This window comes from Psychrobacter sp. HII-4, assembly GCF_904846595.1.
GTDB classification, from domain to species: Bacteria; Pseudomonadota; Gammaproteobacteria; order Pseudomonadales; family Moraxellaceae; genus Psychrobacter; species Psychrobacter celer.
Map to the genome: position 1 here is coordinate 25461 of NZ_CAJHBJ010000008.1, position 21719 is coordinate 47179.

Annotated in this window: 20 protein-coding genes, 1 tRNA gene and 2 pseudogenes; 15 read left to right on the forward strand and 8 right to left on the reverse strand. The window is 43.1% G+C overall.

Annotated features, from left to right (window positions below; genetic code table 11):
- Positions 1-243 precede the first annotated feature (243 nt).
- Complete coding sequence (locus JMX98_RS06020; protein ID WP_201585305.1) at positions 244-867, reverse strand: RloB family protein; 624 nt, start codon at positions 865-867, stop codon at positions 244-246.
- Complete coding sequence (locus tag JMX98_RS06025) at positions 867-2219, reverse strand: AAA family ATPase (protein WP_201585306.1); 1353 nt, start codon at positions 2217-2219, stop codon at positions 867-869. Before JMX98_RS06025 ends, JMX98_RS06020 begins: the two co-directional genes overlap by 1 nt.
- A 363-nt stretch (positions 2220-2582) precedes the next feature.
- Here JMX98_RS06025 and JMX98_RS06030 point away from each other — a divergent pair, with 363 nt between their 5' ends.
- Positions 2583-3911 (forward strand): valine--pyruvate transaminase, encoded by a 1329-nt coding sequence (locus tag JMX98_RS06030; protein WP_201585307.1) that lies wholly within the window; start codon positions 2583-2585, stop codon positions 3909-3911.
- Positions 3912-3989: 78 nt separating this feature from the next.
- On the opposite strand, the gene JMX98_RS06035 is transcribed toward JMX98_RS06030, so the two are convergent.
- The 4 genes from JMX98_RS06035 to hisB all read right to left on the reverse strand — a co-directional run bounded on the left by JMX98_RS06035 (position 3990) and on the right by hisB (position 7160).
- Positions 3990-4922 (reverse strand): DJ-1/PfpI family protein, encoded by a 933-nt coding sequence (locus JMX98_RS06035; RefSeq protein WP_201585308.1) that lies wholly within the window; start codon positions 4920-4922, stop codon positions 3990-3992.
- 281 nt (positions 4923-5203) lie between these two features.
- On the reverse strand, positions 5204-5593 hold the full coding sequence (locus JMX98_RS06040; protein ID WP_201585309.1) for a hypothetical protein: 390 nt from the start codon (positions 5591-5593) through the stop codon (positions 5204-5206).
- Between the two features lie 127 nt (positions 5594-5720).
- On the reverse strand, positions 5721-6356 hold the full coding sequence (gene hisH / locus JMX98_RS06045; RefSeq protein ID WP_201585310.1) for an imidazole glycerol phosphate synthase subunit HisH: 636 nt from the start codon (positions 6354-6356) through the stop codon (positions 5721-5723).
- 144 nt (positions 6357-6500) lie between these two features.
- Positions 6501-7160, reverse strand: a complete 660-nt coding sequence (gene hisB / locus JMX98_RS06050) for an imidazoleglycerol-phosphate dehydratase HisB (RefSeq protein WP_227680053.1) — start codon at positions 7158-7160, stop codon at positions 6501-6503.
- Positions 7161-7546: 386 nt separating this feature from the next.
- Here hisB and JMX98_RS06055 point away from each other — a divergent pair, with 386 nt between their 5' ends.
- Together JMX98_RS06055 and JMX98_RS06060 are read left to right on the forward strand one after the other, a co-directional pair.
- Positions 7547-7969 carry a hypothetical protein gene (locus tag JMX98_RS06055; protein ID WP_198336293.1) on the forward strand — a complete coding sequence of 141 codons (423 nt, stop codon included), beginning with the start codon at positions 7547-7549 and terminating at the stop codon, positions 7967-7969.
- 147 nt (positions 7970-8116) lie between these two features.
- A tRNA-Phe gene (locus JMX98_RS06060) sits at positions 8117-8192 on the forward strand.
- A gap of 83 nt (positions 8193-8275) precedes the next feature.
- On the opposite strand, the gene JMX98_RS06065 is transcribed toward JMX98_RS06060, so the two are convergent.
- Positions 8276-8632: a hypothetical protein gene (locus JMX98_RS06065; RefSeq protein WP_201585311.1), complete on the reverse strand. Its 357-nt coding sequence runs from the start codon at positions 8630-8632 to the stop codon at positions 8276-8278.
- 190 nt (positions 8633-8822) lie between these two features.
- On the opposite strand from JMX98_RS06065, the gene JMX98_RS06070 reads away from it, so the two are divergent.
- Together JMX98_RS06070 and JMX98_RS06075 are read left to right on the forward strand one after the other, a co-directional pair.
- Entirely contained in the window at positions 8823-9323 is a 501-nt protein-coding gene (locus tag JMX98_RS06070; protein WP_105244414.1) for a DUF4385 domain-containing protein, read from the forward strand.
- A 231-nt stretch (positions 9324-9554) separates the two neighbouring features.
- On the forward strand, positions 9555-10238 hold the full coding sequence (locus tag JMX98_RS06075; RefSeq protein ID WP_201585313.1) for a phosphoglycolate phosphatase: 684 nt from the start codon (positions 9555-9557) through the stop codon (positions 10236-10238).
- A gap of 71 nt (positions 10239-10309) precedes the next feature.
- Here JMX98_RS06075 and JMX98_RS06080 read toward each other — a convergent pair.
- Positions 10310-11023, reverse strand: a pseudogene (locus JMX98_RS06080) (ATP-binding protein); the annotation flags it as partial.
- A gap of 70 nt (positions 11024-11093) precedes the next feature.
- Between JMX98_RS06080 and JMX98_RS06085 the strand changes: the two are divergent.
- The 10 genes and pseudogenes from JMX98_RS06085 (at position 11094) to JMX98_RS06125 (ending at position 21714) form a co-directional block, all read left to right on the forward strand.
- Positions 11094-11741, forward strand: coding sequence for a TnsA endonuclease N-terminal domain-containing protein (locus JMX98_RS06085; protein WP_192518606.1), 648 nt, complete (start codon positions 11094-11096; stop codon positions 11739-11741).
- Positions 11731-13746 carry a Mu transposase C-terminal domain-containing protein gene (locus tag JMX98_RS06090; protein WP_192518607.1) on the forward strand — a complete coding sequence of 672 codons (2016 nt, stop codon included), beginning with the start codon at positions 11731-11733 and terminating at the stop codon, positions 13744-13746. Before JMX98_RS06085 ends, JMX98_RS06090 begins: the two co-directional genes overlap by 11 nt.
- The gene (locus tag JMX98_RS06095; RefSeq protein WP_192518608.1) at positions 13746-14639 is read left to right on the forward strand and encodes a TniB family NTP-binding protein; all 894 of its coding nucleotides are present in this window, start codon (positions 13746-13748) and stop codon (positions 14637-14639) included. The genes JMX98_RS06090 and JMX98_RS06095 overlap by 1 nt, the downstream gene beginning before the upstream one ends.
- Positions 14597-15754 carry a TniQ family protein gene (locus JMX98_RS06100; protein ID WP_192518609.1) on the forward strand — a complete coding sequence of 386 codons (1158 nt, stop codon included), beginning with the start codon at positions 14597-14599 and terminating at the stop codon, positions 15752-15754. The genes JMX98_RS06095 and JMX98_RS06100 overlap by 43 nt, the downstream gene beginning before the upstream one ends.
- Positions 15732-17162, forward strand: a complete 1431-nt coding sequence (locus JMX98_RS06105; RefSeq protein ID WP_192518610.1) for a hypothetical protein — start codon at positions 15732-15734, stop codon at positions 17160-17162. The genes JMX98_RS06100 and JMX98_RS06105 overlap by 23 nt, the downstream gene beginning before the upstream one ends.
- A 133-nt stretch (positions 17163-17295) precedes the next feature.
- Entirely contained in the window at positions 17296-17421 is a 126-nt protein-coding gene (locus JMX98_RS14290; RefSeq protein ID WP_225739088.1) for a DUF5131 family protein, read from the forward strand.
- A pseudogene (locus tag JMX98_RS06110) lies at positions 17400-17765 on the forward strand (DUF5131 family protein). Before JMX98_RS14290 ends, JMX98_RS06110 begins: the two are co-directional and overlap by 22 nt.
- A 90-nt stretch (positions 17766-17855) precedes the next feature.
- Positions 17856-20006: a type VI secretion system Vgr family protein gene (locus JMX98_RS06115; RefSeq protein WP_192518611.1), complete on the forward strand. Its 2151-nt coding sequence runs from the start codon at positions 17856-17858 to the stop codon at positions 20004-20006.
- A gap of 12 nt (positions 20007-20018) precedes the next feature.
- Positions 20019-21371, forward strand: a complete 1353-nt coding sequence (locus JMX98_RS06120; protein WP_192518612.1) for a DUF2169 domain-containing protein — start codon at positions 20019-20021, stop codon at positions 21369-21371.
- Positions 21361-21714, forward strand: coding sequence for a DUF4150 domain-containing protein (locus tag JMX98_RS06125; protein WP_192518613.1), 354 nt, complete (start codon positions 21361-21363; stop codon positions 21712-21714). The genes JMX98_RS06120 and JMX98_RS06125 overlap by 11 nt, the downstream gene beginning before the upstream one ends.
- Positions 21715-21719 lie beyond the last annotated feature (5 nt).

Below are 21719 nucleotides of genomic sequence, written 5' to 3' on the forward strand. Positions count from 1 at the left end.
TTTGATTGTTGAAAGTTTAGTAAGAATTGGGGGGGGGGTTAGTTGTAGCTAATCCTGCTATTCGCTATTAACTGACAGCCTAGTCGAGGCGGGTGTTATCGTTTAAGCCGTTCCTATTTATCTCGATAACGTCTCAAAGCCATATGCTCGCAACTCTTCTAAATCGTCAAGATAACCGCTACTATTAGGGCTAAAACGCACTTCTAGTCAACTTTGACTAATGATATATTACCAATAAATGAATCATGGTTTTATCTTTGTAATTTTCAGCATTTCTTCAACTAATTTATGTACATCAGTATAAGGATTATCAATATTTTGTTTAGAATTATTTCTAGCATTTTCGATAGCTTGATCCGTTCTATCAAAAAGAAATTCCAAATATTTACTACCAGCACTCTTTAAAAGCTTATTAGCTTCTGATTTAACTTGCTGACTTGCAGTCTTACTACCTGATTTCATAAAAGGTTTAGTTAATTTACTATCATGAAATAAATACCAAACCTCAAAACAAGGGTTAGAAAAAATTAAATTAAAATCCTTCTGTTGCTTTATCTTGTTTTTTACATCTGCATGTTGACTAAACTCATCTTGATCGTAAACGCAATATACTGCGTCATATGCGACCTGATTTCTTTCTAGACTCTCATTATATAAATACAAAGCATCTTTAAATACACTGTTAGGCGAAGATCCACCATCTTCTTTTATTTTCACTTCTGCTGTAGTTAAACGATATTTCTTTTTAAGATACTCAAAATACTCTTTTTCAGTCTTCTGTCCTTCACATACTATCAGTATCTTAGCTCTAAGTTTTAGTTTCTTAGGTTGGCGTTTCAAGTATCTTTCTGGCTTTTTCCTTGCCATTACTTATCTCCCATTTGAAAGAAATAATTTTCATCTATAAAAGGAGTAGCTCCAAAAATACCTTCAAGATACTGATCCTCATATTCAGCACCTCTATCTTTCCTAATGCTAAAATCATATAAAGAGTAGATATGAGATGCATAATCATGATCTTTTTCTACTAACCAAATTTGATCACGTCTGAAGAAATCTTTTTTCATCATATATGTGTCATGAGTAGTAAATATTAATTGAGCATTGTTTATATTTACTTCTGGGTTATGAAAGCTTTTGACTAGAAACTCAATAAGTTTAGGATGTAAATGATTATGTAACTCATCAATGATTAGTACATTACCTTCTTTTAGAGAATCGATTATTGGACCCGCCAAAGCAAAAAGTTTTTTTGTTCCTTCAGACTCTTCATCAAAATCTAGATATTTTAGTACTCCATTAACTTTTCTAATAGATTTCAGATCGATAATATTTGCATCAGAGACTTGTTCTATGATTTTTTTCTTAAATAAGTCAGGCATATCAGGTGGTAAATCAAGATCGTCAACGTTTAACTTTTTCTTCTCAACGAAAAAATCGTCAATACCTATATCAGCAGACCTTAAAAAACTTAATATCCCTTTTTTATACGATTCATCATCACATACAGATCGAGTGAAATTTTCACCAAAATACATTTTTGAATCTGTGCCAACTTGTAATATATTATCAAACCAATCATATACAGGTTTCAGCTGTTCACTATTTAGATAAACTGCATTAGATAAAAAAAGAACATTAGAGCGCGTATTACTTTCCCAGTTACTTTTACTTCCCTTAAACAGGTTGCTAAAGGAATATTCATAGTCGCTTTCTAGTTTTTCGTCACGTCTACGATAGAACCACTCTTGCACCTTTCCTTTCGGATAAGAATGCAACCACTCCTCAATAATGAAGTTTTTATCAAAAACAACTCCATAGTCGTAACGAACTAGCTTTTTATTATTTGAATTATATTCTGTTGAAAATGTTTCAACTTTTGATGAAACCGCAGCAACAAACGAAATATTTAATTCCGTAGGTGTACTAATACTTTCATCATCAAACATAAAAACATCTGTAGGAATTTTTTGATTAGGCTTAAATTCTGTAGATTTAGTAACTAAAAACTTTAAGTATCCTAGAACATTTATAAGGTTCGACTTACCAGAAGAGTTAGCACCGTAAATTACAGCCGATCTTAATAAATCAGGCGTTTTAAGCACATTAGATGAAAGAGTATTTGTTTTCCTCAGTTCATCACCTTGGGAACTAACCATCGAAAAAGTGTTACTTTCTTTGAAAGAACGATAGTTTTTTACTGTCAACTCGATTAGCATAAGGTATCTCTTCTACTATTTAAGTAGCTATTCTTGGTCAAAATCGACCGAAAAAGCGCTTTAAAGTAATGATAACTTAGTTTATGTAGATTGTATATATTTCATTTAATATTACTAGATACCGTAAAACTGCCTAAATTCTTTAATAAGTTACGTCTAGCCTTCATTCTCTATGAAATTTGACAAATCTAACGCCAGCCTACACCAGATCTAACGCCCCACATTTTTTTAATTAATTATCACTATATGAACTAATATCAATCACGTAGTTTACTTACCCCAAGCCCCTCATTTGCTATACTAGCCCCACTTTATCGGTTAAATACCCACTTATAACACCCTCCCAAACAGCATGGTAGTCTTATGAAATTCTCAAAGTTCGGTCAAAAATTCACCCAGCCCACTGGCATCTCACAATTGATGGATGATCTTGGCGATGCGCTCAAAAGCGATGAGCCAGTCAACATGCTGGGCGGCGGTAATCCGGCGCGGATTTATGCGGTCAACGAGCTGTTTTTGGAGACCTATCAAGCGCTGGGTAACGATGGTAGCTTTCGTGAGGACATTAACAGCACGGCCACAACTAGCATGGCAAACTACTCAAACCCGCAAGGCGATGCCGCCTTTATCGATGCCTTGGTGGGGTTTTTTAATCGCCATTATGACTGGAATCTCACGGCGGACAATATCGCGCTGACCAATGGCTCACAAAATGCTTTTTTCTATTTGTTTAACTTGTTTGGCGGTGCGTTCGTTGATGAAAAGAGTGAGTCTGTCGATAAGTCTATTTTATTGCCATTAACGCCTGAATATATTGGCTATAGCGATGTGCATGTCGAAGGTCAGCATTTTATGGCGGTGTTGCCGCATATCAATGAAGTGACGCACGATGGCGAAGAAGGCTTCTTTAAATATCGAGTGGATTTTGACGCGTTAGAGAACTTGCCAGCGCTCAAGGAAGGTCGTATTGGCGCGATTTGTTGTTCGCGTCCGACCAATCCAACGGGTAATGTCTTAACCGATGAGGAAATGGCGCATTTGGCGGAGATTGCGGCGTGCTATGACATTCCGCTGATTATCGATAATGCTTATGGTATGCCCTTCCCTAATATTATTTATTCAGACGTCACCCTTAATTGGGATGACAATACCATTCTGTGTTTTAGCTTGTCAAAAATTGGTTTGCCAGGAGTGCGTACCGGTATTATCGTTGCCGCGCCTGAGGTGATTGCAGCCGTCAGTGCGATGAATGCCGTGGTTAATCTCTCGCCGACGCGCTTTGGCGCATCTATTGCCACGCCTTTGGTTGAAAATAACGCTATTAAAGACTTATCTGATAACGATATTAAGCCTTTTTATCAGCAGCAAGCCAAGACAGCAGTTACCTTACTTAAAAAGGAGTTAGGCGATTATCCGCTAGTAATTCATAAGCCTGAGGGCGCGATATTCTTGTGGTTATGGTTTAAAGATTTACCGATTAGTACCTCTGAGCTATACGAGCGTCTTAAAGAAAAAGGTACGCTTATTGTACCAAGCGAGTATTTCTTCCCCGGTGTCGATGTCAGCGATTACCAGCACGCACACGAGTGTATTCGCATGAGTATTGCCGCTGATGAGCAAACACTGACGGATGGTATCAGAGTGATTGGTGAAGTGGTACGTGAGTTATATGATGAGGCTCAAAGCAAGTAATCATCAAGTCAAATAGCAAAACGAAAAACGGACTAATAAATAGTCCGTTTTTTTATATGATGACTTTATGAAAACGATCTAACCAAACTCTTTTAGTAAAGCTTTAGCACTCATTTTACCAAAGTCATTTGCCGCGAGTGGCCCATCACCTGAGATCAGCTTTCTATCTTGATGCGTCTGCCCTGAGGCCAGTTTATTATCAATAGTAACGCCCAAATCTTCTAACTTTTCTGCAAAGTACCACGGCATAGGTCCCGGCAGATAACCAATTTTTGGCATTTGCTTATCCATAACCGTCGGGAACGCTACCATCTTATAGCCTTTAAAAATAAAGTCTTTATTAGCGTTATCGTCTTGCTTAGAGCTGTCAGGATTATTAAGGTCAGCCGCCAATAACGCTGCAGGCCCGTGACAAATCGCTAAGGTAAAGAGATCATTATCGTGTCCCCAACGTAGCAATGCGCCAAGGTTTTTATCCTCCGGCAGGCCGAGCATCGCGCCATGACCACCGGGAATAAAGATCGCCGCGTATTCAGTGCTTTCTGCCATATCGTTTTTGACGAAGTCAGCGATGCTGTTTGGACTCTTAAACTTGGACTCGTACTCACTATAAATTTGTTTAACGTCGTCATCGTCTTCTGGCATCGCCCACTGCTCGACCTTGACCGCCTCGCCTGTTGGCGTAAACACATCGACATCAAAGCCTGCTTTTTTAAAATGTAATAACGGCACCATCATCTCCACCGGATGATTACCGGTATCAAATTTATTGCCGTTCTCCATAGTCATATACTGCTCTTCGGTACAGACCATCATGATTTTCTTATCGCCCGTATAGGGATTATCGTAATTAGTATGATCGTAATTGGTTTTATTCGGCGCAGCTATCTTTAGCGATGATGTTGAGGGAATATAAATGCCTGCTTCAGTTTCTTGCGGCTCTAAGCCTAGAGTATTTTTGGCGTTGTCTAAGGTGTCTTTGGCTTTATCTAATAGATCTTGCATATTCATAGTGGCTTCCTTTTTTATTGCTTATAGTTTTATGACTTGTATTAGCTCATCAAGAAAGATGACACCTATAAAGTAGCAAAATAAGGAAACGTGAAATAGACGAGACTTTTTATGTTTCGTAAGCTTTGTAAAGATAAGGCCGCTTATAAACCTGCAACTGGCACAATTTTTCTTGCGTGCTGTGCCTGCGCCGCGCAAGGCTAAGAAAAACCACGTGTCTTCTCGCTGTATCGTTTTTATATCGGATTGACTACAGTGACGGGCGACAGCAGAAGCTAGCTTTAGCCGTCCATTTTTTTATGGCGCTTAAGCAAAACTTTGGTATGGGGGGTGGGCTGAAATATTTTTAGCCATTTATTGGCCGCATACAGCACCAAGGGCAGAAGGCAGGTGTTTATCAGGTCGTGTAGGCTGGCTTTGATATCCAAGACTCCCAGCGCAAACACCCCTTTTGGAATGATGATATGGCGATTATCCAGATACTCCCCGAGCAGCGCCACGCTCATCACCACCAGCAGGGCCATAAAAGCTCTGAGATTTTGATTTTTGATAAGAGGGCGCAGTATCAGCAGGCACAGCAGATAGACCCCGACACCGACATAGATGTGCAGCGCATCTTTGGCTAGGCCTGTGACGTCGATGATATTGATTTTAAACGCGGTAAAATCCACTGGTGTTTTCCGTATATAACAGCAAGCAATAGCTGCGGCCTATAAGAAGTGAGCAACGCCGTCGACTCACCTTTCAAGCTGATATCTGTTCAGCGTGACTACTGATGAAAAAGACAGCGTTGTCTGGCTATATATCCCACTCAACGAAGTTCTTTAACAGTTGCAAGCCAGCGGTGTGGCTTTTTTCGGGGTGAAACTGGGTGGCAAACAAGTTGTCTTGAATTACGCTGGCACAAAACGGCTGGCCATAGTCGCAAACAGCGGCCACTTGTGCGCTATCGGCAGGCACGCAGTAAAAACTGTGCACAAAATAAAAATACGCATGGTCATCGATACCGCGCCACAATGGATGGTGAAAGTCCATACCGCTAATGGTATTCCAGCCCATGTGCGGCACTTTAATCGTCGCGCCTTGCTCGTCTTTCCACGCCGGATCAAAGGCTTCTACGCTACCATTTAGGATGCCTAGGCAATTTGTGCCGCCATTCTCGCTTGATTGCTCAAACAGCGCTTGCATACCGACACAAATGGCCATCACGGGTTTGTTAAAGATCGCGTCGCGTACGACATCATCGATACCCGCAGCGGCCATACCAGCCATACAGTCGCGCATGGCACCGACACCGGGGAAGACGATTTTGTCGGCAGCAGCGACGACTTTTGGGTCATTGGTGATAGAGACGTCTGCCCCTACCGCTGACAATGCTTTGCCAGCTGAGTGCAAATTACCCATGCCGTAATCTAATAAGGCGATTTTGGTCATTGATTGGTTCTCATTTTTGAATCGTTTTTATTATATTTGATAACAGCGGATGAGGTACAGATAAAATCCTGCTACGAGCAAAAGCGCCAACTGTACAAGCCGTGCAATAAGCGCGGCTGTGACCGTAGCAGCACCGCACTATCCTTAAAACGCCTCTTTGGTCGACGGTAAGGTATTTAGCGCTCGCTCATCATATTCACAGGCCATACGCAGGGCGCGAGCAAAGGCTTTAAAGGCCGACTCGATTTGGTGATGGCTGTTTTTGCCTTTAAGATTGTCCAAATGCACGGTCATCCATGAGTGGTTGACAAAGCCGTAAAAGAATTCGCTAAACAGATCGACATCGAATGTGCCGACATGTGAGCGGGTAAATGGAATATCCATATGCAAGCCTGGACGCCCTGAGAGATCGACGACCGCGCGCGTCAACGACTCATCGAGCGGCGCATAAAAATGCCCATAACGGCGGATGCCTTTTTTGTCACCCAAAGCTTTGTTAAACGCTTGGCCCAAAGTAATACCGGTATCCTCGACACTATGGTGATCATCGATATAAGTATCGCCTGTGCATTTTATATCTAAATCAAAGAGACCATGACGCTTGATCTGATCGATCATATGATCCAAAAATGGCACCCCTGTGTCGACGACGCCTTGACCGGTGCCATCGAGATTGACCGTACATTTGACTTGGGTCTCAGCGGTATTGCGCTCAACGGTGGCGGTGCGCGCTGGACGGCCATGTAGGTTTGGGGTTTGAGGCAAGGACTGTTCAGGGGTATGGGTGGTCGAATTGGCGGTCATGGCTACTCTCTATCAATAAAAGCGGTCAATAAAATAGGACGACAAACGTCCAATAAACACTCGTACGTTGCGAGCGGTGTCAACAAAGTCTGTCAATGACAAAAGATTAAAAAAGACTAAAATACGGCTGGCGCGCACGGGCTAAATACAGTCTGTCTGCTAGAGACAATACGCGGCCTACCTGCATCATAGCAAACCCTAACCACGACCGCCACGGCCAAGCGCCAAACCACGCACAAAATCTGCGTATTCTGCTAAAATAGTGCATTGAGTTTTATCAATCATCAATGCTGTGACGCTGTGATGCCGCGTGCTATCTTGTTTATACCGACCTGACCTTATCACTGTCTATTTATAACATTCCATTTTTGATAGGAACAACTGCCATGCCTTTAGAAGCCATTGCCATCAACCGCTTAGACGCCCCGCTGATCAAAAAACCTGCACGCGACAATGAGCTGGCCGAGCGCTTGGCGGCACTATATGACAGCGATGAAACCCAGCCTAGTGGTGCAGAGGTGCTTCGGCTCGTTGAGCAAGGATTTAGCCGTGGGCAATATCTATACGTCGGCATGTTTAATGATAAGCCCATCGCCGCAGTGGCTTGCTTCGATGACGGACAAACCAATGCCAAACGCCTACAGTACCTCACCGTACATCTAGAAAACCGCAAACGCGCGATTGATGCCAAGTTTATCAAACTGGTCTATGATGCTGAAGTCAAAAAAGGCGTGCGAGAGTTCGTCCCTGCCGATGATGCTATTCATCGTATCATGAGCGAGTATGAGCTGCTGCGCGTCAAAGACTAGGGCGTGTCCTCAATTCAATCACTCAAAGTAAGACAAAACCCGATTATTTCGCTTATATTGACGGATATAGAGACTTTTATCACATAAAATGCAAAAACCCCTTGACAGCAGCGGCGATATTTAGTTTAATAGCGCCTCAACGAAGACGGCTCGATAGCTCAGTCGGTAGAGCAACGGATTGAAAATCCGTGTGTCGGCAGTTCGATCCTGCCTCGAGCCACCATTCGTTTACTAGATTCTAAAACCCCAAACATTGAGAAATGTCTGGGGTTTTTTTATGGCTGACTTTTATGGATTAATACTCACTTAACGCTGGTATAGCCTACCGCGCAATAACAGCTCACAGCGCTCGCGCGAATCCAAATCATACACCGTCGCGCGGTAATCAATACCATGACGCCCCTCAAAAAACACCACCCGATCCCCCACCGCCAAAAAACACGACGTGCGCGCATCATAGATAAAACCATCTATCACAAAGGCCAAGTCACGGTCTATTTCACGTACGGTATAGGTCTCACCCTGCGGGATAAAACGCTCAAACCACACGCCATATGCCGCCGTGGTACTGAGTACACTGATGAATAGCGCCGCGACACCCAACCTATATTTTGAAAATAAAATCAAGGTGATGCCAAATGGTTTTATACGTTTTATTGTCATGGTTTTGACCTACTCAGTAATCATCAAACACTATCTAATGCTGGCCTTAGCGATAAAGCCAGCAGCGGTGATTCATATAGTAATCGCTCACTGTCACGGTTGTATAACACTTTTGCGCTGTTTTTTAGACAGCTGCACTCAGTATACTCGATAGTAGCCGTAAACATCATACAAAGGATAAGGGCACACGATGCGAGAGTTTGATTATGACTTAGATTATAAAAACCTAGACCTGCGCGCGCAGCCTGAGCTATACCGAGTCGGGCGCGGCGAGCAAGGAGTGCTGTTGGTCGAGCCTTATAAGTCTGAGATTTTGCCATACTGGCGCTTTGCCACTCCTGAGGTTGCCAAGCAAAGCAGCGAGACGATTTATCAGATGTTTTTGGATTACTTGGCAAAGGATGATTTTGTTGGTGCTGACATGGCGCGCAAATTTATCCAAATGGGCTACACACGCGCGCGGCGCTATGCCAATCACAAGGGCGGTAAAAAATACAAAGGGGCAGTACCTGACGATAAAAAAGGCCAAAGCGGCGCGCATGGCCGCGAAGAGTTACCGCGTCAGCAAGAGGACCCTATCAAAGCAGAGTCCGCTCGTATTTTTAAGCAAAAATGGGACGCGTGCCGTAAAAATGACACCTATCTACAAATGAAAAAAGCGCACCGCGAGCGCTATAAAGATGTCGACTAGCGATATTTAAGCCTGCATAAAAGTGGGTGCAAAAGCTTAGCTGTGCTATGGTAGCACAGACGATCAAGATAGCTATCCTTGTATAAAATAGATACAGCGCTTGGCTCGCTTGCAGCGCCCCCCACTCATTGCACACTGTCGCTTGCCTGCCTTGGCCTTATATTGCTTGGTATTGTTTGGGCATCGAAGCTATCTTAAATCCGCTATAGCAACACAAAGCCGAGAGGAATAATGGATAAGCAACTGTTGATTTTTGATTTTGATGGTACACTCATCGATAGCGTACCAGACTTGGCCGATGCCGTAAACGCCATGCTGAGCACACTTGGCAAAGACACCTACCCTATTGATACCATACGTAATTGGGTCGGCAACGGCTCACGCATGCTGGTGGCACGTGCCTTGGTCGGCAAAATAGAGGTGCTAGAAGACGAGCTAAATACAGACACTCTGGATCACGCCGAAGCGGTGTTTTTTGCAGCTTATAAAGATATCAGCGGTAGCAAAACGGTCGCCTATCCAGACGTCGATGATGGTCTCAAACAACTAAAAGCAGCGGGCTACACACTGGCTTTGGTCACCAACAAGCCCATTGGTTTTGTCCCAAAAATCTTACAGTCTTTCGGCTGGCAAGAGCTGTTTAGTGCTGTGCTCGGCGGCGATAGCTTAGCGCAAAAAAAACCAGATGCCGCGCCGCTGCTACATGTCTGCCAAACGCTGGGCGTCACGCCAGCACAAGCCATCATGATAGGCGACTCTAGAAATGATATCTTGGCCGGCCAAAACGCCGGTATGGACACGCTGGGGCTGTCTTATGGCTACAACTATGGACAAGATATTCGTAAGCTAAATCCCACCCATGCGTTTGATGACTTTGCCGCCTTAGTGCAATGGATCCTGCAAACCGATGCATAAGCGATAAAATACAGTCTATACATTGATAATACAGCCTATAGACCTTTAACTTAGGCGAGCCTGATTTGCTCTTATGCTTTGCCCCGATAGCTGAGCGCCTCTGACAAATGAGCGCTGGTGACATCATGACTAGCGGCAAGATCGGCAATGGTACGAGCAACACGTAAGACTCTATGATAGCCACGCGCCGATAAATTAAGTCGCTGCTGCGCCAACTGCAACAGTTGCTGCTCGCCCTCGCCCAGTGGCACATACTTATCGATCTCGCTTGGGCTCAGTGCATTATTGACCTTGTGTTGCCGCGTTATTTGGCGTTGATGCGCGGCGGCAACACGCTCGCGGACTTGGGCGGAGGTTTCGCCTGTCTGCGCGCTCTGCAAGTCTGCGATGGGTAGTGCAGGTACAGTGATGTGTAAATCAATACGATCAAGTAGCGGCCCTGAGAGTTTGTCTTGATAGCGCTTGATCTGCTCAGGTCGACAGCGGCAGCGTCCCGAGCCATCACCGTCATAGCCACATGGGCAAGGGTTCATCGCCGCTACTAGCTGAAAGCTGGCCGGAAAGGTCATTTGTGAGTTGGCACGGCTGATGGTGATTTGCTTGGCCTCCAACGGCTGACGCAAGACCTCGAGCACAGTACGATCAAACTCTGGTAGCTCATCGAGAAATAAAACCCCCTTATCAGCAAGTGTTATTTCACCAGGTTTCGGACGTGAGCCACTGTCAATTCCAACAATAGCTGTCATAATTAGAGCATTTTTTTTAGCCTGAAGCATATTGCTACCTAGAATAAATGTCATATATTACCAGTAATAGCTGTCATAAACTTACAAATTACCAGAAATAGGTGTCATAATGTTCAAACATCAAACTCGTAAGATAAAACCGACTAGACGCAGTGTTTCAGGTGTCATTTCTTACAAGAAAAAGCCACTTGCTTACGAATCGACTTTAGAAAGAGATTTTATCATCTATCATGCTTTTCGAGAGGACGTTAAGAACATAACCCCTCAGCCTGTGAAAATACCTTTTACTAAAAATGGTAGAACCTATCATTACACGCCTGACTACTATGTGGAACTAGATGCCAAATTAGGTAAGTCTTTTATTGCAGAGGTTAAGCCAAAAAGTGAGTGGAAACTAAACTGGCGGGACTGGTCTGATAAGTGGAAAGCAGCTAAGCGATACTGCAAAGAAAAAGGTGTTAGGTTCATCATATTCGATGAGGATAGGATTAGACATGAGGCTCTTGAAAATATCAACTTTCTGAGGGCTTATGAGTCCTTAAGCGTAAGTAAGGAAGAGATTGAAGTAATACTTGCTGATATCGAGCAACGTGGTATTACCACTGTTGACTACATCTTGGCGAGATACTTCAAATCAGCACTTTATCGGCCTGATGGACATGCACTAGTTTGGCACTTAATGGCAAATAAGCAAATCGGGTTTGATGTTTGGAGCGACGTTCGAGATCTGCAAATGGAGGTCTGGCATGTTGAATAATGAAGTAGTAACCAAACCAATAGGGTTAAGAATGAGCACTCATTTCGATACCAGTAGTCCATATAGTCGTGATCATATTCAAATGGTGCTTGGTGGCATTTATCGTAATAAAAGCGATGACGATGAATATCAGCTTATCGAATACCTTGATGACTTAAATCAGGCGGTGTTTAAAAACTTAAAAACACTGAGCAATCAGGTTTTATCCATCCATGACTTTGATAATGTAACTGATGGTGCAAATACTTCGTTTGTCATTGACCTTAATGACATTGGTGATGATGAGTGGCAAGAAGCTCAAAAGAAGTACCTAGCTATTACCCCACTCATTTTGGAAGACGACTGGTATGGTGAGGATCACTATCGAGGTGAGCAAGGCTATATAAGAAGAGCCGAGGAAGTAGGTGTTTCCACTCGTACTCTTAGACGATGGGTTGATTCTTATCAATCAACAGGATCAATCGGCTCTTTAATTGACCAAAAAAGAGGGTGGAGAAAAGGGGCTAAACGTCTAGATGACAATATAGAAAACATCATTGGCGATGTCATTAATGACTTCTACCTTACGGTTCAAAGACCTAATGTACAGGCTACTATCAGAGAGATCTTTAGGCGTTGTCACTTAGAGGGGATCGATAAACCTAGTAAGAATACCATCCGTAACCGTATCAGCGAGATTAAAGAAAAAGACTTATTGCGCGGTCGTGGTCAAAGAAAGCGTGCTAAACAAAAATTTACCCCTAAAGCAGGGCAATTTCCTGATGCCAAATACCCTCTTAGTGTTATTCAGATAGACCATACACCAGTAGATTTAATATTGGTTGATGACAAGCATAGAAAGCCTATTGGTAGGCCATTCATTACAGTGGCTATTGATGTTTATAGTCGCATGGTCACAGGCTACTACATATCATTAGATGCACCCTCTGTTACCTCAGTGAGCATGTGCATCTCACGAAGTATTTTACCAAAAGATGAGTTGTTGCTTGAGTTTGGATTATCCGATGTGAAATGGAATGTCTTTGGTGTGCCAAAGAAAATTCATGTTGATAATGGATCGGATTTTAGAGCGCAAAGCTTGCAAAAATCTTGCGCCTTTCATGGTATTAATCTTGAATTTAGACCAGTAGCAAGACCTGAGTACGGTGGTCATATTGAGCGATTGATTGGCACTATGATGAAGCGTGTTCATGAATTGCCGGGCACTACATTCTCTAATATCAAAGAAAAAGACGAATACAACTCTGAAAAGCATGCCAGTTTGACCTTGCATGAGTTTGAAACGTGGTTTCTTACCTATGTCACAATGGATTATCACGAAAGCATACATTCAAGTATTGATCGCAGCCCTAAAGAACAATGGCGTATCGGTATATATGGTGATGGCTTTGAGAGTGGTGTTGGGTTGCCATCCATTCCATCAGACCCTCATACACTGGTACTAGATTTTATGCCTAGTATTGATCGTACCATTCAAAGAAATGGCGCAACAATAGATGGCTTGCAGTATTACGATGCTTGTTTAAACAACTTCATTAATCATACGGACGATAATGGTAATAAGACTAAATTTATCTTTAGACAAGATCCGAGGGATATTACTCGAATATGGTTTTATGACCCTGAGTTACTACAATACTTTCCTGTGCCGCTGGCAAATCAAGTTCTGCCACCTATTAGCCTTTGGGAATATAAGAGTATTTATAAACAAGTTAAGCAGGAGTCAGGAACCGTTAACGAGGCGCTGATATACCAAGCATTACAAGACATGCAAACCCTAGTTGATGAGTCTAAAAGTGCAACAAAAAAAATGCGTAGAAGTGAGCAGCGTAAAAAAGCCCACATTAAATCGCAGGTAATGTATGAGCAGTTGAAAACAGACGAGAGTGAAGAGGTAGTTGTATTAAATGATTTGCCCGAATCAACTAGGGTTTTAAGTAAAAGCGTAAACCTTGATGAGTCTGATGACAACGATGACGACCTATACTTTGAGGATATTGACTGATGAGCGAATCTCTATATACCCACATTCATGAGAAGTTTAGGCATATCGCTCATCTACCCGATAAACAGAGGATCGAATTTATCTATTCTCCAAGATGGGTAGGTTACAGCACTGCTAATGAGATTATTGATGTTATGCAGGGGCTGATGAATCATGTAAAGCAGCATCGTATGCCAAACTTGCTACTTATTGGTGATTCCAATAATGGCAAAACCACAATCATAAACCGTTTTTATGACAAGTTTGGAGATAACTATACGGCTGATGAGGAATTAATCATTCCTCTGATCAAAATACAAGCACCTCCAACTGCCAGTGAGAAGGATTTGTATATCTCTATTATTGAAGCGTTTCAGTTACCATACAGACCCACCGATGCTGCTAGTAAATTGAGATACCAAGTTGTTAACGCCTTTAGACACACCAACGTCAAAATGCTCATTATCGATGAAGTCCACTCAATGCTCACGGGTACTGCTAGACAGCAACGAGCCATCATGAATGTCATTAAATTCTTATGCAACGAGCTACTCATGCCTATCGTGCTATGTGGCACTAAAGACGCTATTCGCATTCTACATACTGATCCGCAACACGCCAGTCGCTTCGATGTAGCTGAACTGTCTTTGTGGCGCAACGATAAAGAGTTTAAACGTCTGGTTGGTAGTTTTGAGAAGATTTTACCGCTTAAAAGGCCCTCTAAACTTATTGAGACTGAAAAAGTCAATCTAATATACAGCATTAGCACAGGCAACCTTGGTGATGTTAAGCGCTTAATTAATGATTGTGCTATTAGCGCTATTGAATCAGGTGAAGAAGAAATTACCGTTGAGAACATTAGGGGTAAGTCATGTTTAAAACCAACCAAGGGGCTACGCAAAATTATTGGGTAAAACCACTAACTTTTGCCACACCTTTTTTATATGGTGAGAGCTTAACGTCATGGTTGGTACGCGCCGCGCTTAAGCATGGCTGTAGTCCTTTGACCTTTACTTACTATTATTGGCCCCAGTATCGGATATGGACGTATGACGCTGATAAAGGCTTTAATCATTTTGACGAGCAAATAATTTCTGATATAGCGGTGCTAACAGGTCATAACGTCGATACTTTTGATGATCAGATACTCATTGATTTCTCAAAGGACACATCCGTTGTATTAGATAAAAAAACACCCTTACAATGGACAGCACCTTTATCAAAACGCAACCGCTATTCGAGACTAGGCTATCCTTATTGCCCTGATTGCATGGAGGACGATAAGGAGGCTTACCTTAAATTGCAGTGGCGCTTCACATGGTCTGTCTGCTGCGCTAAGCATAAGACATTTCTACAAGTAGACTGTGGACACTGTAATCAGCCCTACCAACCCCAGCTTTTAAGCCCAGAGCAGCAGTTTATCAATCGCTGTCATGCCTGTTATGATAAGTTGGATCAAGCTATATCAGGTATTAAGCCAAGCGAAACTCTTTATGAGTTTCAGAAGCTTGCGGATCAGGCCTTTTTTAGCAAGCAAGGCATTGTTTTAGGGCAAGTGGTTAGCATGTGTCAGTGGTTTGAGTACCTGTTATTTTTAATTAATCTGATTAGACGAGGACTGAAAAACCCTAACTATATGTTTGGCAAGCTTATCGCTGCATTAGGAATTGATACTACTACACTATCCCTACCTAAAACAGCGCTTAGGTTTGACTACCTACCAGTTGATGAGAGAACAGTACTACTTGAATGCGCCTATCACTTACTACAGGTAGATACTGATAATTGGATCAAGGTCTGCTTAGATCTTGATATCACCCAAAATAGCTTTCAGTGGTCGAAAAGTACAATTACCCCTAAAGCTTTTAGTGATGTATATGATCAACTCCATAGAGTACCTACACGGCGGTATGAGGTGCAGTCAGAAGATATAAAGCCTGCCTCACCTGAAGTTGTGATGGCGTCATGGAATAGACTCAAGCGAAAGATGCAGATGAGGGAGAATTATGATAAACATAAAAAAAGCTAAGCATCGATGCGACTCCTGCGGTAATAAAGATGTTGAAATAAAAAGACGCTATAAAAACGATACTTACTGCGCGAATTGTTATCGGATATGGTTTATCAGAAAGCCTTGCAGTCAGTGCGGCGAGATAAATCGTCTGCACAAAAAAGAGGCTTTTGCCGTCTGTCGCGCTTGCCGTATGAATCAGCCTTGCACTCGTTGTGGTGGCGAGGCGGTTAAGGATGGAGCCAATACGGAATACGGGCGGGTGTGCCAAACCTGTTATCAGGGCTATTTTAAGACCAAAAAACAGTGTTTTGAGTGCGGTAAGTTTGAAAGAGGGGTTTGTAGCTATTCAAAGTTGTCTCATGATCATGGGGTATGCGTAAGCTGCTACCAAAGTCATTTTAGAGAAACTTGTCCTCTTTGTCACAAATATAGAGAGCTTGTCACTACTGATACAGGTGTTATGTGTCGCAAATGCCATGAGTTCGGTGAGATACCCTGCAAGAGTTGCCATAAGCTTATGCCTGCTGGTATGGGTAAAAAATGTGATAGTTGTTATTGGTCACAGAGACTCAAGCATGAGGCCGAGATTAATACTTATCTTTTGACTGATGGTGTGATGAGACAAGCTTACACTGCTTTCACAATATGGTTTGAGGCTGAGCTTGATAGCAAGACTGCTGCGCTTAAACATCATAACTATATCGATTTCTTTGTTCGCTGTGATGGGTTATGGGGCGTGATACCCGATTATGAATCATTGGTGAATGAGTTTAAGCCTAATGGTCTGCGTAAGTATCTAACAGCACTACGATGGCTGATCAAGACCAAGCAAGTTGTAGTAGACCCTAAGATTAAAAATCAGATTGTAGAGGAGGAGCGTATTGTTAGTCTTTTGGCTAAACTTGATGGTGATGCACCTCGCTGCATCAGTGAATACCATACATACTTAGAGCAGAAACTACTCAATGGCAAAACATCGCTTAAATCAGTCAGGTTGGCCTTGCAGCCTGCAATAGACCTATGTACTCAATTTAGACTTGAAGGCTCAAATACGCCAAATCAGGAACAAATAGACGGGTATTTGTTGATTAAGCAAGGTCAACGTAATGCGCTTTATGGTTTCGTGATGTTTTTGAATAAAAAATGTGGGTCAAGCTTAGTTTGTGTAAAACCCTCTAGAGATGCGGTTTTAAAAGCCAATCGAAGTGAGATCGAAAGGCAACTGATGGCGCTCAATAATCAGTCTAAGCCATTATCGGACAAAGATCAGTTAATATGGTTGCAGCTTGGTATGGCGTATTTTCACAATACTCAAATTAGTCTTAAGACATTAGCAACCATAACTATAAAACATGGAGGCGACGAAATGAATATTTTAACTTATAAAAAGCAAGACTATTGGATACCAAAATATATAGCTTGAGTCTAAAGCTAAAACCCTGACTAGGTACTAATATAATATAAGTATGATAATACTACTGGATAGAACAAAAAATTATGTAGAAAAAACGGCCTCGAAAAGTAAGTTTGAATGGACGGAAAGCACTTGAAATTCTATGACTGGATGTACAAAAGTGCCAGCAGGATGTAAATATTGCTATGCTGAAGTTATGGCTAAAAAATTAAAGGCGATGGGAACCCTTCTTTTTTTGGAAAGCAAGTGCCTAAAAATGCGTGGCTAGGTGTGTCGGTAGAAAATGAAAAACCTGATGTACCACGTATAGACCATTTAAGGCGTGTTGATGCTACCATTCGATTCTTATCTGCTAAACCACTACTTGAAAATGTAGTGCAACTAAATCTCGAAGACATACATTGGGTAATCGCAGGTGGTGAGTCAGGAGCAAAAACTCGCCCTATGAATAAAGAGTGGGCTGAATCTATCCAATTACAATGCTAAGTGGCGGATATTGCATTTTTCTTTAAGCAATGGGGTGGTTGGGGAGCAGACAGTGTTAAACGGTCTAAACAGTTCAATGGTAGAGAGCTAAATGGAAGGACTTGGGATGGAATGCCTAAATTATAAATTTAACCAGCATTAATCGACAATCTATATCAACAATAGTACAATCCAAGCACTACAGATACTATCTAACCAACTATTAAGGACACTCCCATGCGCACCATCGCCATCCACACCCCCTTTGGTCGCGCGTTATCCTTTGTTGAATTAAAGGGAGTGGAAGCCCTCTCCAGTCTCTATGAGTATCGCCTTGTTCTCACCAGTAAAAATCCCAACCTAGCCGCTACCGACATCATCGGCCAAACTATCGCCGTCACCATCGACACCAAAGGCGGCGAGCGGGTTTTAAACGGTCTGGTTACCGACTTTGGCTACCTTAGTGAAGATGAGGACGAACAAAGCTATCATCTCTACACTTGCATCATGCGCCCTAACATGTGGTATCTCACCCAGCGTCATGACAGCCGCGTCTTTGTTGACAAAGACATCCTTGAGATTACCCGCACCATCCTAGATGAGTTTGGCTTCCCCTATGAGATACAGTGCTTAAACAGCTACCGCAAGTACGGCCATAGCACCCAGTATCAAGAAACCAGCTTTAACTATCTCAACCGACTGTTTGAACAAGAAGGCCTGTACTACTACTTCACCCATACCGAGGGTAACAACACCCTCATCATCGTCGATGACAATAGCGCCCATAGCCCCATTCAAGGCCGCGCCACCATACCCTATCACTCAGCCGTCACCCCAGGCACCCCCGACAAGAACTACATTGATGTGTGGCAACAAAGTGACCGCTTAGCTACTAAAAAGATGAGTGTCAACGACCACAGCTACAAGCTGGCTAACCGCAAACTTGATTACAACATGAGCACCCATGAGCTTGGTGGTATTACCACCGAGCACTATGACTTCTATACTGGCTTTGCGACCAAAGACGATGCCGCAAGCTACGCGCAAGTGCGTAGTCAAGACTACAACGCCCAAAGCAAACGCGTGAATGCGGCAGGTAACGTGCTCACCATCGCCCCAGGCCATACTTTTACTCTAAGCCGTCATCCGCACGATGCCGCTAATACCGAACACCTCATCATCCATAGCGAATACGACTTTAAAGAGGCCGGCTATGCCAGTGGCACCGAACAATCCCATTACCGTATCAGCTTCACCGCCATACCGATAAGCTACCAGTACCGTGCGCCAAGAGTCACGCCTAAACCGCAAATCATTGGTAGTCAAGCGGCTACGGTTACCGGCCCTGCCGGAGAAGAAGTCCACACCAATGGGTATGGCGATATAAAGGTACAGTTCCACTGGGACAGATACGGTCCTAAGAACCAGAAAAGCTCAGACTGGATACGCGTCGCCCAAGGATCAGCAGGGGGCAGCTTTGGCTCCATCAACACCCCGCGTATAGGGGAGGAAGTCCTCATTGACTTTATCAACGGCGACTCAGACCGTCCCATTGTCATCGGCAGGTTATACAACAGCGCCAACCCGCCACCATGGGGCTACCCGCAAGCGGCTAAGCAATCAGGCATCAAATCCAAAAGCTTTAACTCCCCGCTCGATAACTACAATGAGCTCATGTTCAATGATGATGCTGGCTTTGAGCTGGTCAACTTGCAGGCCCAGCGCGATCTTAACTCACTGATCAAGAACGATGAGACCCGCAGAGTCAACCGCGACCGAACAACGACGATTGATAAAGACGAGACCGTCACGGTTCATGGAAAGCGTACTGAGATCGTCGATCTTGATGAGCACATCACCATCCACAAGAACCGCACTGAGATCGTCGACTTGGATGAAACCATTACCATCCATAAGAACCGACAAGAGCGCGTTGATGAGAATGAGACTATTAGTATTGGGGGGAATAGAGATGAGACGGTTAAAAAGAATGAGTCTATATCAGTGTCAGGCAAGCGCAAGCTGAGCGTCAAAAAGAATCAGTCGATTACCGTGAATGGTATGCAGACAGAAACAGTAAGACTCGCCTCTATTCAAAATGTCGGCTTAGCTAAGATGACCAACGTAGGCGCAGGGTATAGCATTAATGTGGCAGGCTTTACCTCTATTGTCACAGGTGCAAAACGTAATGACACTACAGCACAGACTCATGAGATGAGCGCAGGAAAAGACTTTACTATACAAGCAGGTGACGTGATAGAACTAAAAGTAGGTAAGAGTGTGCTGCGCATGGATAAATCAGGCAAAGTTACTATTCAAGGCACAGAGTTTGTCTTCGAAGCCACAGGCCCTGTGCAAATCACAGGTAAAGATGTCGATCTGAACTAAAAAGGCATCATTATGGAATTTACCAACCTTACGCCCTTTAGCACTTTAAACTATCTTGGCTACGATACTCATGATCAAGAGTATGAAGTCGTGACGATGTGCGCACAGTATAAGCTAATACCCAGTAATCAAGAGATAGCAGATAGTAAAGACTTCAAGCAAATACAAACGGTTTACATCGCAGAGGTCAATGATGACGACCCTATTAATCTTTGCATGGCAGACGAGTTTTATGATGAGCCTGGTACTAGCAGCATCGTACAAGAGAGCGATATTATCCCCTTCAAGCCTAAATGTGATGTACTCGTCCAAGGTCACGCTTATGCTAGTAAACCCTCTCAAGGGTTTAAAGCGTCTATTGCTCTCTACAGACAGGCAGATGATACGCTAGACTCACCTCTTAAAGAGCTACTAAGTAAAGAGATTTGGCTCACAGGCTCAAGGCAGTGGCAGCATACAGGTAGTCGTAGCCATATTGACTCTATTCAATTTACCGATGAATATAGTTTAACAGCGGTAACCCACACACAAAAAGTACCACTCAGGTATGAGTATACCTTAGGGGGCAGCTGTCAAGCGACTCATCTTAAAAATATAGACAACAGCAGTAAAAAAGATAGCAATGAAGACGATGACAAAAACAGTCTTAAGCAAAGTTATCATGAAGTCTGCTATAGCAATCCGATAGGTAGAGGCTGGTTTGAGCAGGGCTACTTTAGTAAGCTAAGAGAGTACAAGCACAGCTTACCAGAATTCTTTCCAGTACCGCAGATTATGCCTAAAGGTGTTATCTATGAGACGCCGCTGATAACCAAGCAACAAGGGGCAATGACTGCGTTTGAGATGGCAGAGCTGGACTATCAAGGAGCGCCTGCAGGTCTCAGTGCCTTGCATCGATCTTGGGCACCAAGGCTTGCAAAGGCGGGTACTTATGATGAGCAGTGGCTAGAGAACCGCCATCCTAATTTGCCCAAAGACTTTGACTTTGGCTACTGGAACTGTGCCCCTGAGGATCAGCAAATCGACTATCCTGATTTAACTAAGCCGCATACTTTATTAGTCAATAATTTGACCGAAGGCGGTGGTCAACAGCTCATTCTACTACCACGGCATCGAGCTTTTGTGTTAGCTAGTATTGATTATGAGCATCAAGTAAAGCCTATGAGCTTAGATACACTGATTTTTAATACTGACAATATGTCATTGAAATTAGTTTGGCGGTTGTTTTTACCTACTAATTTAAACCCGACTAAGTTAGAAGTTAGATTCACTACCGACCCTGATGAGCCATATATTACTTACGAAGATCCAGAAAGCCTTCGAGCGAGAGCATTAGCTATATGGAATGAAAACTATGCCAAATAATACAATAGCGAAGAAGCAATCAGGCTGGACTGTAGTATCAACGCTACCTGATGTATGTAAAACGCCTATGGGTAGTAGTATGGTGCCTGTTCCTTATCCAGTGACGGCCAAACTTATAAACTCAAGTAATGTCTCACCAAATGTCCGCTCTAACGATCACCCTGTATTTTTATTCGATGCAAGTACAGTAGTCAAAACGATTGGCGATGAAGCAGGTGTCGGTAAAGGGGTTAAGAGTGGCACAGTAAGTGGTAAATGTTATCCCATTGAACATAGTAGTACAGTGCGAGCCAATGGCAAGTATGTGGTTAGACACAGAGACAAATTTGGGATGAATGGGTAATAAAT

Bases quoted from the DNA above. Each gene is read 5' to 3' on its own strand.
- JMX98_RS06115 (WP_192518611.1), top strand. From the start codon at position 17,856: ATGCGCACCATCGCCATCCACACCCCCTTTGGTCGCGCGTTATCCTTT.
- JMX98_RS06095 (WP_192518608.1), top strand. From the start codon at position 13,746: ATGAGCGAATCTCTATATACCCACATTCATGAGAAGTTTAGGCATATC.
- JMX98_RS06035 (WP_201585308.1), bottom strand. From the start codon at position 4,922: ATGAATATGCAAGATCTATTAGATAAAGCCAAAGACACCTTAGACAAC.
- JMX98_RS06105 (WP_192518610.1), top strand. From the start codon at position 15,732: ATGATAAACATAAAAAAAGCTAAGCATCGATGCGACTCCTGCGGTAAT.
- JMX98_RS06125 (WP_192518613.1), top strand. From the start codon at position 21,361: ATGCCAAATAATACAATAGCGAAGAAGCAATCAGGCTGGACTGTAGTA.
- JMX98_RS14290 (WP_225739088.1), top strand. From the start codon at position 17,296: ATGACTGGATGTACAAAAGTGCCAGCAGGATGTAAATATTGCTATGCT.
- JMX98_RS06120 (WP_192518612.1), top strand. From the start codon at position 20,019: ATGGAATTTACCAACCTTACGCCCTTTAGCACTTTAAACTATCTTGGC.
- JMX98_RS06070 (WP_105244414.1), top strand. From the start codon at position 8,823: ATGCGAGAGTTTGATTATGACTTAGATTATAAAAACCTAGACCTGCGC.
- JMX98_RS06055 (WP_198336293.1), top strand. From the start codon at position 7,547: ATGCCTTTAGAAGCCATTGCCATCAACCGCTTAGACGCCCCGCTGATC.
- JMX98_RS06025 (WP_201585306.1), bottom strand. From the start codon at position 2,219: ATGCTAATCGAGTTGACAGTAAAAAACTATCGTTCTTTCAAAGAAAGT.
- JMX98_RS06065 (WP_201585311.1), bottom strand. From the start codon at position 8,632: ATGACAATAAAACGTATAAAACCATTTGGCATCACCTTGATTTTATTT.
- hisH (WP_201585310.1), bottom strand. From the start codon at position 6,356: ATGACCAAAATCGCCTTATTAGATTACGGCATGGGTAATTTGCACTCA.
- hisB (WP_227680053.1), bottom strand. From the start codon at position 7,160: ATGACCGCCAATTCGACCACCCATACCCCTGAACAGTCCTTGCCTCAA.
- JMX98_RS06020 (WP_201585305.1), bottom strand. From the start codon at position 867: ATGGCAAGGAAAAAGCCAGAAAGATACTTGAAACGCCAACCTAAGAAA.
- JMX98_RS06100 (WP_192518609.1), top strand. From the start codon at position 14,597: ATGTTTAAAACCAACCAAGGGGCTACGCAAAATTATTGGGTAAAACCA.
- JMX98_RS06030 (WP_201585307.1), top strand. From the start codon at position 2,583: ATGAAATTCTCAAAGTTCGGTCAAAAATTCACCCAGCCCACTGGCATC.
- JMX98_RS06085 (WP_192518606.1), top strand. From the start codon at position 11,094: ATGTTCAAACATCAAACTCGTAAGATAAAACCGACTAGACGCAGTGTT.
- JMX98_RS06075 (WP_201585313.1), top strand. From the start codon at position 9,555: ATGGATAAGCAACTGTTGATTTTTGATTTTGATGGTACACTCATCGAT.
- JMX98_RS06090 (WP_192518607.1), top strand. From the start codon at position 11,731: ATGTTGAATAATGAAGTAGTAACCAAACCAATAGGGTTAAGAATGAGC.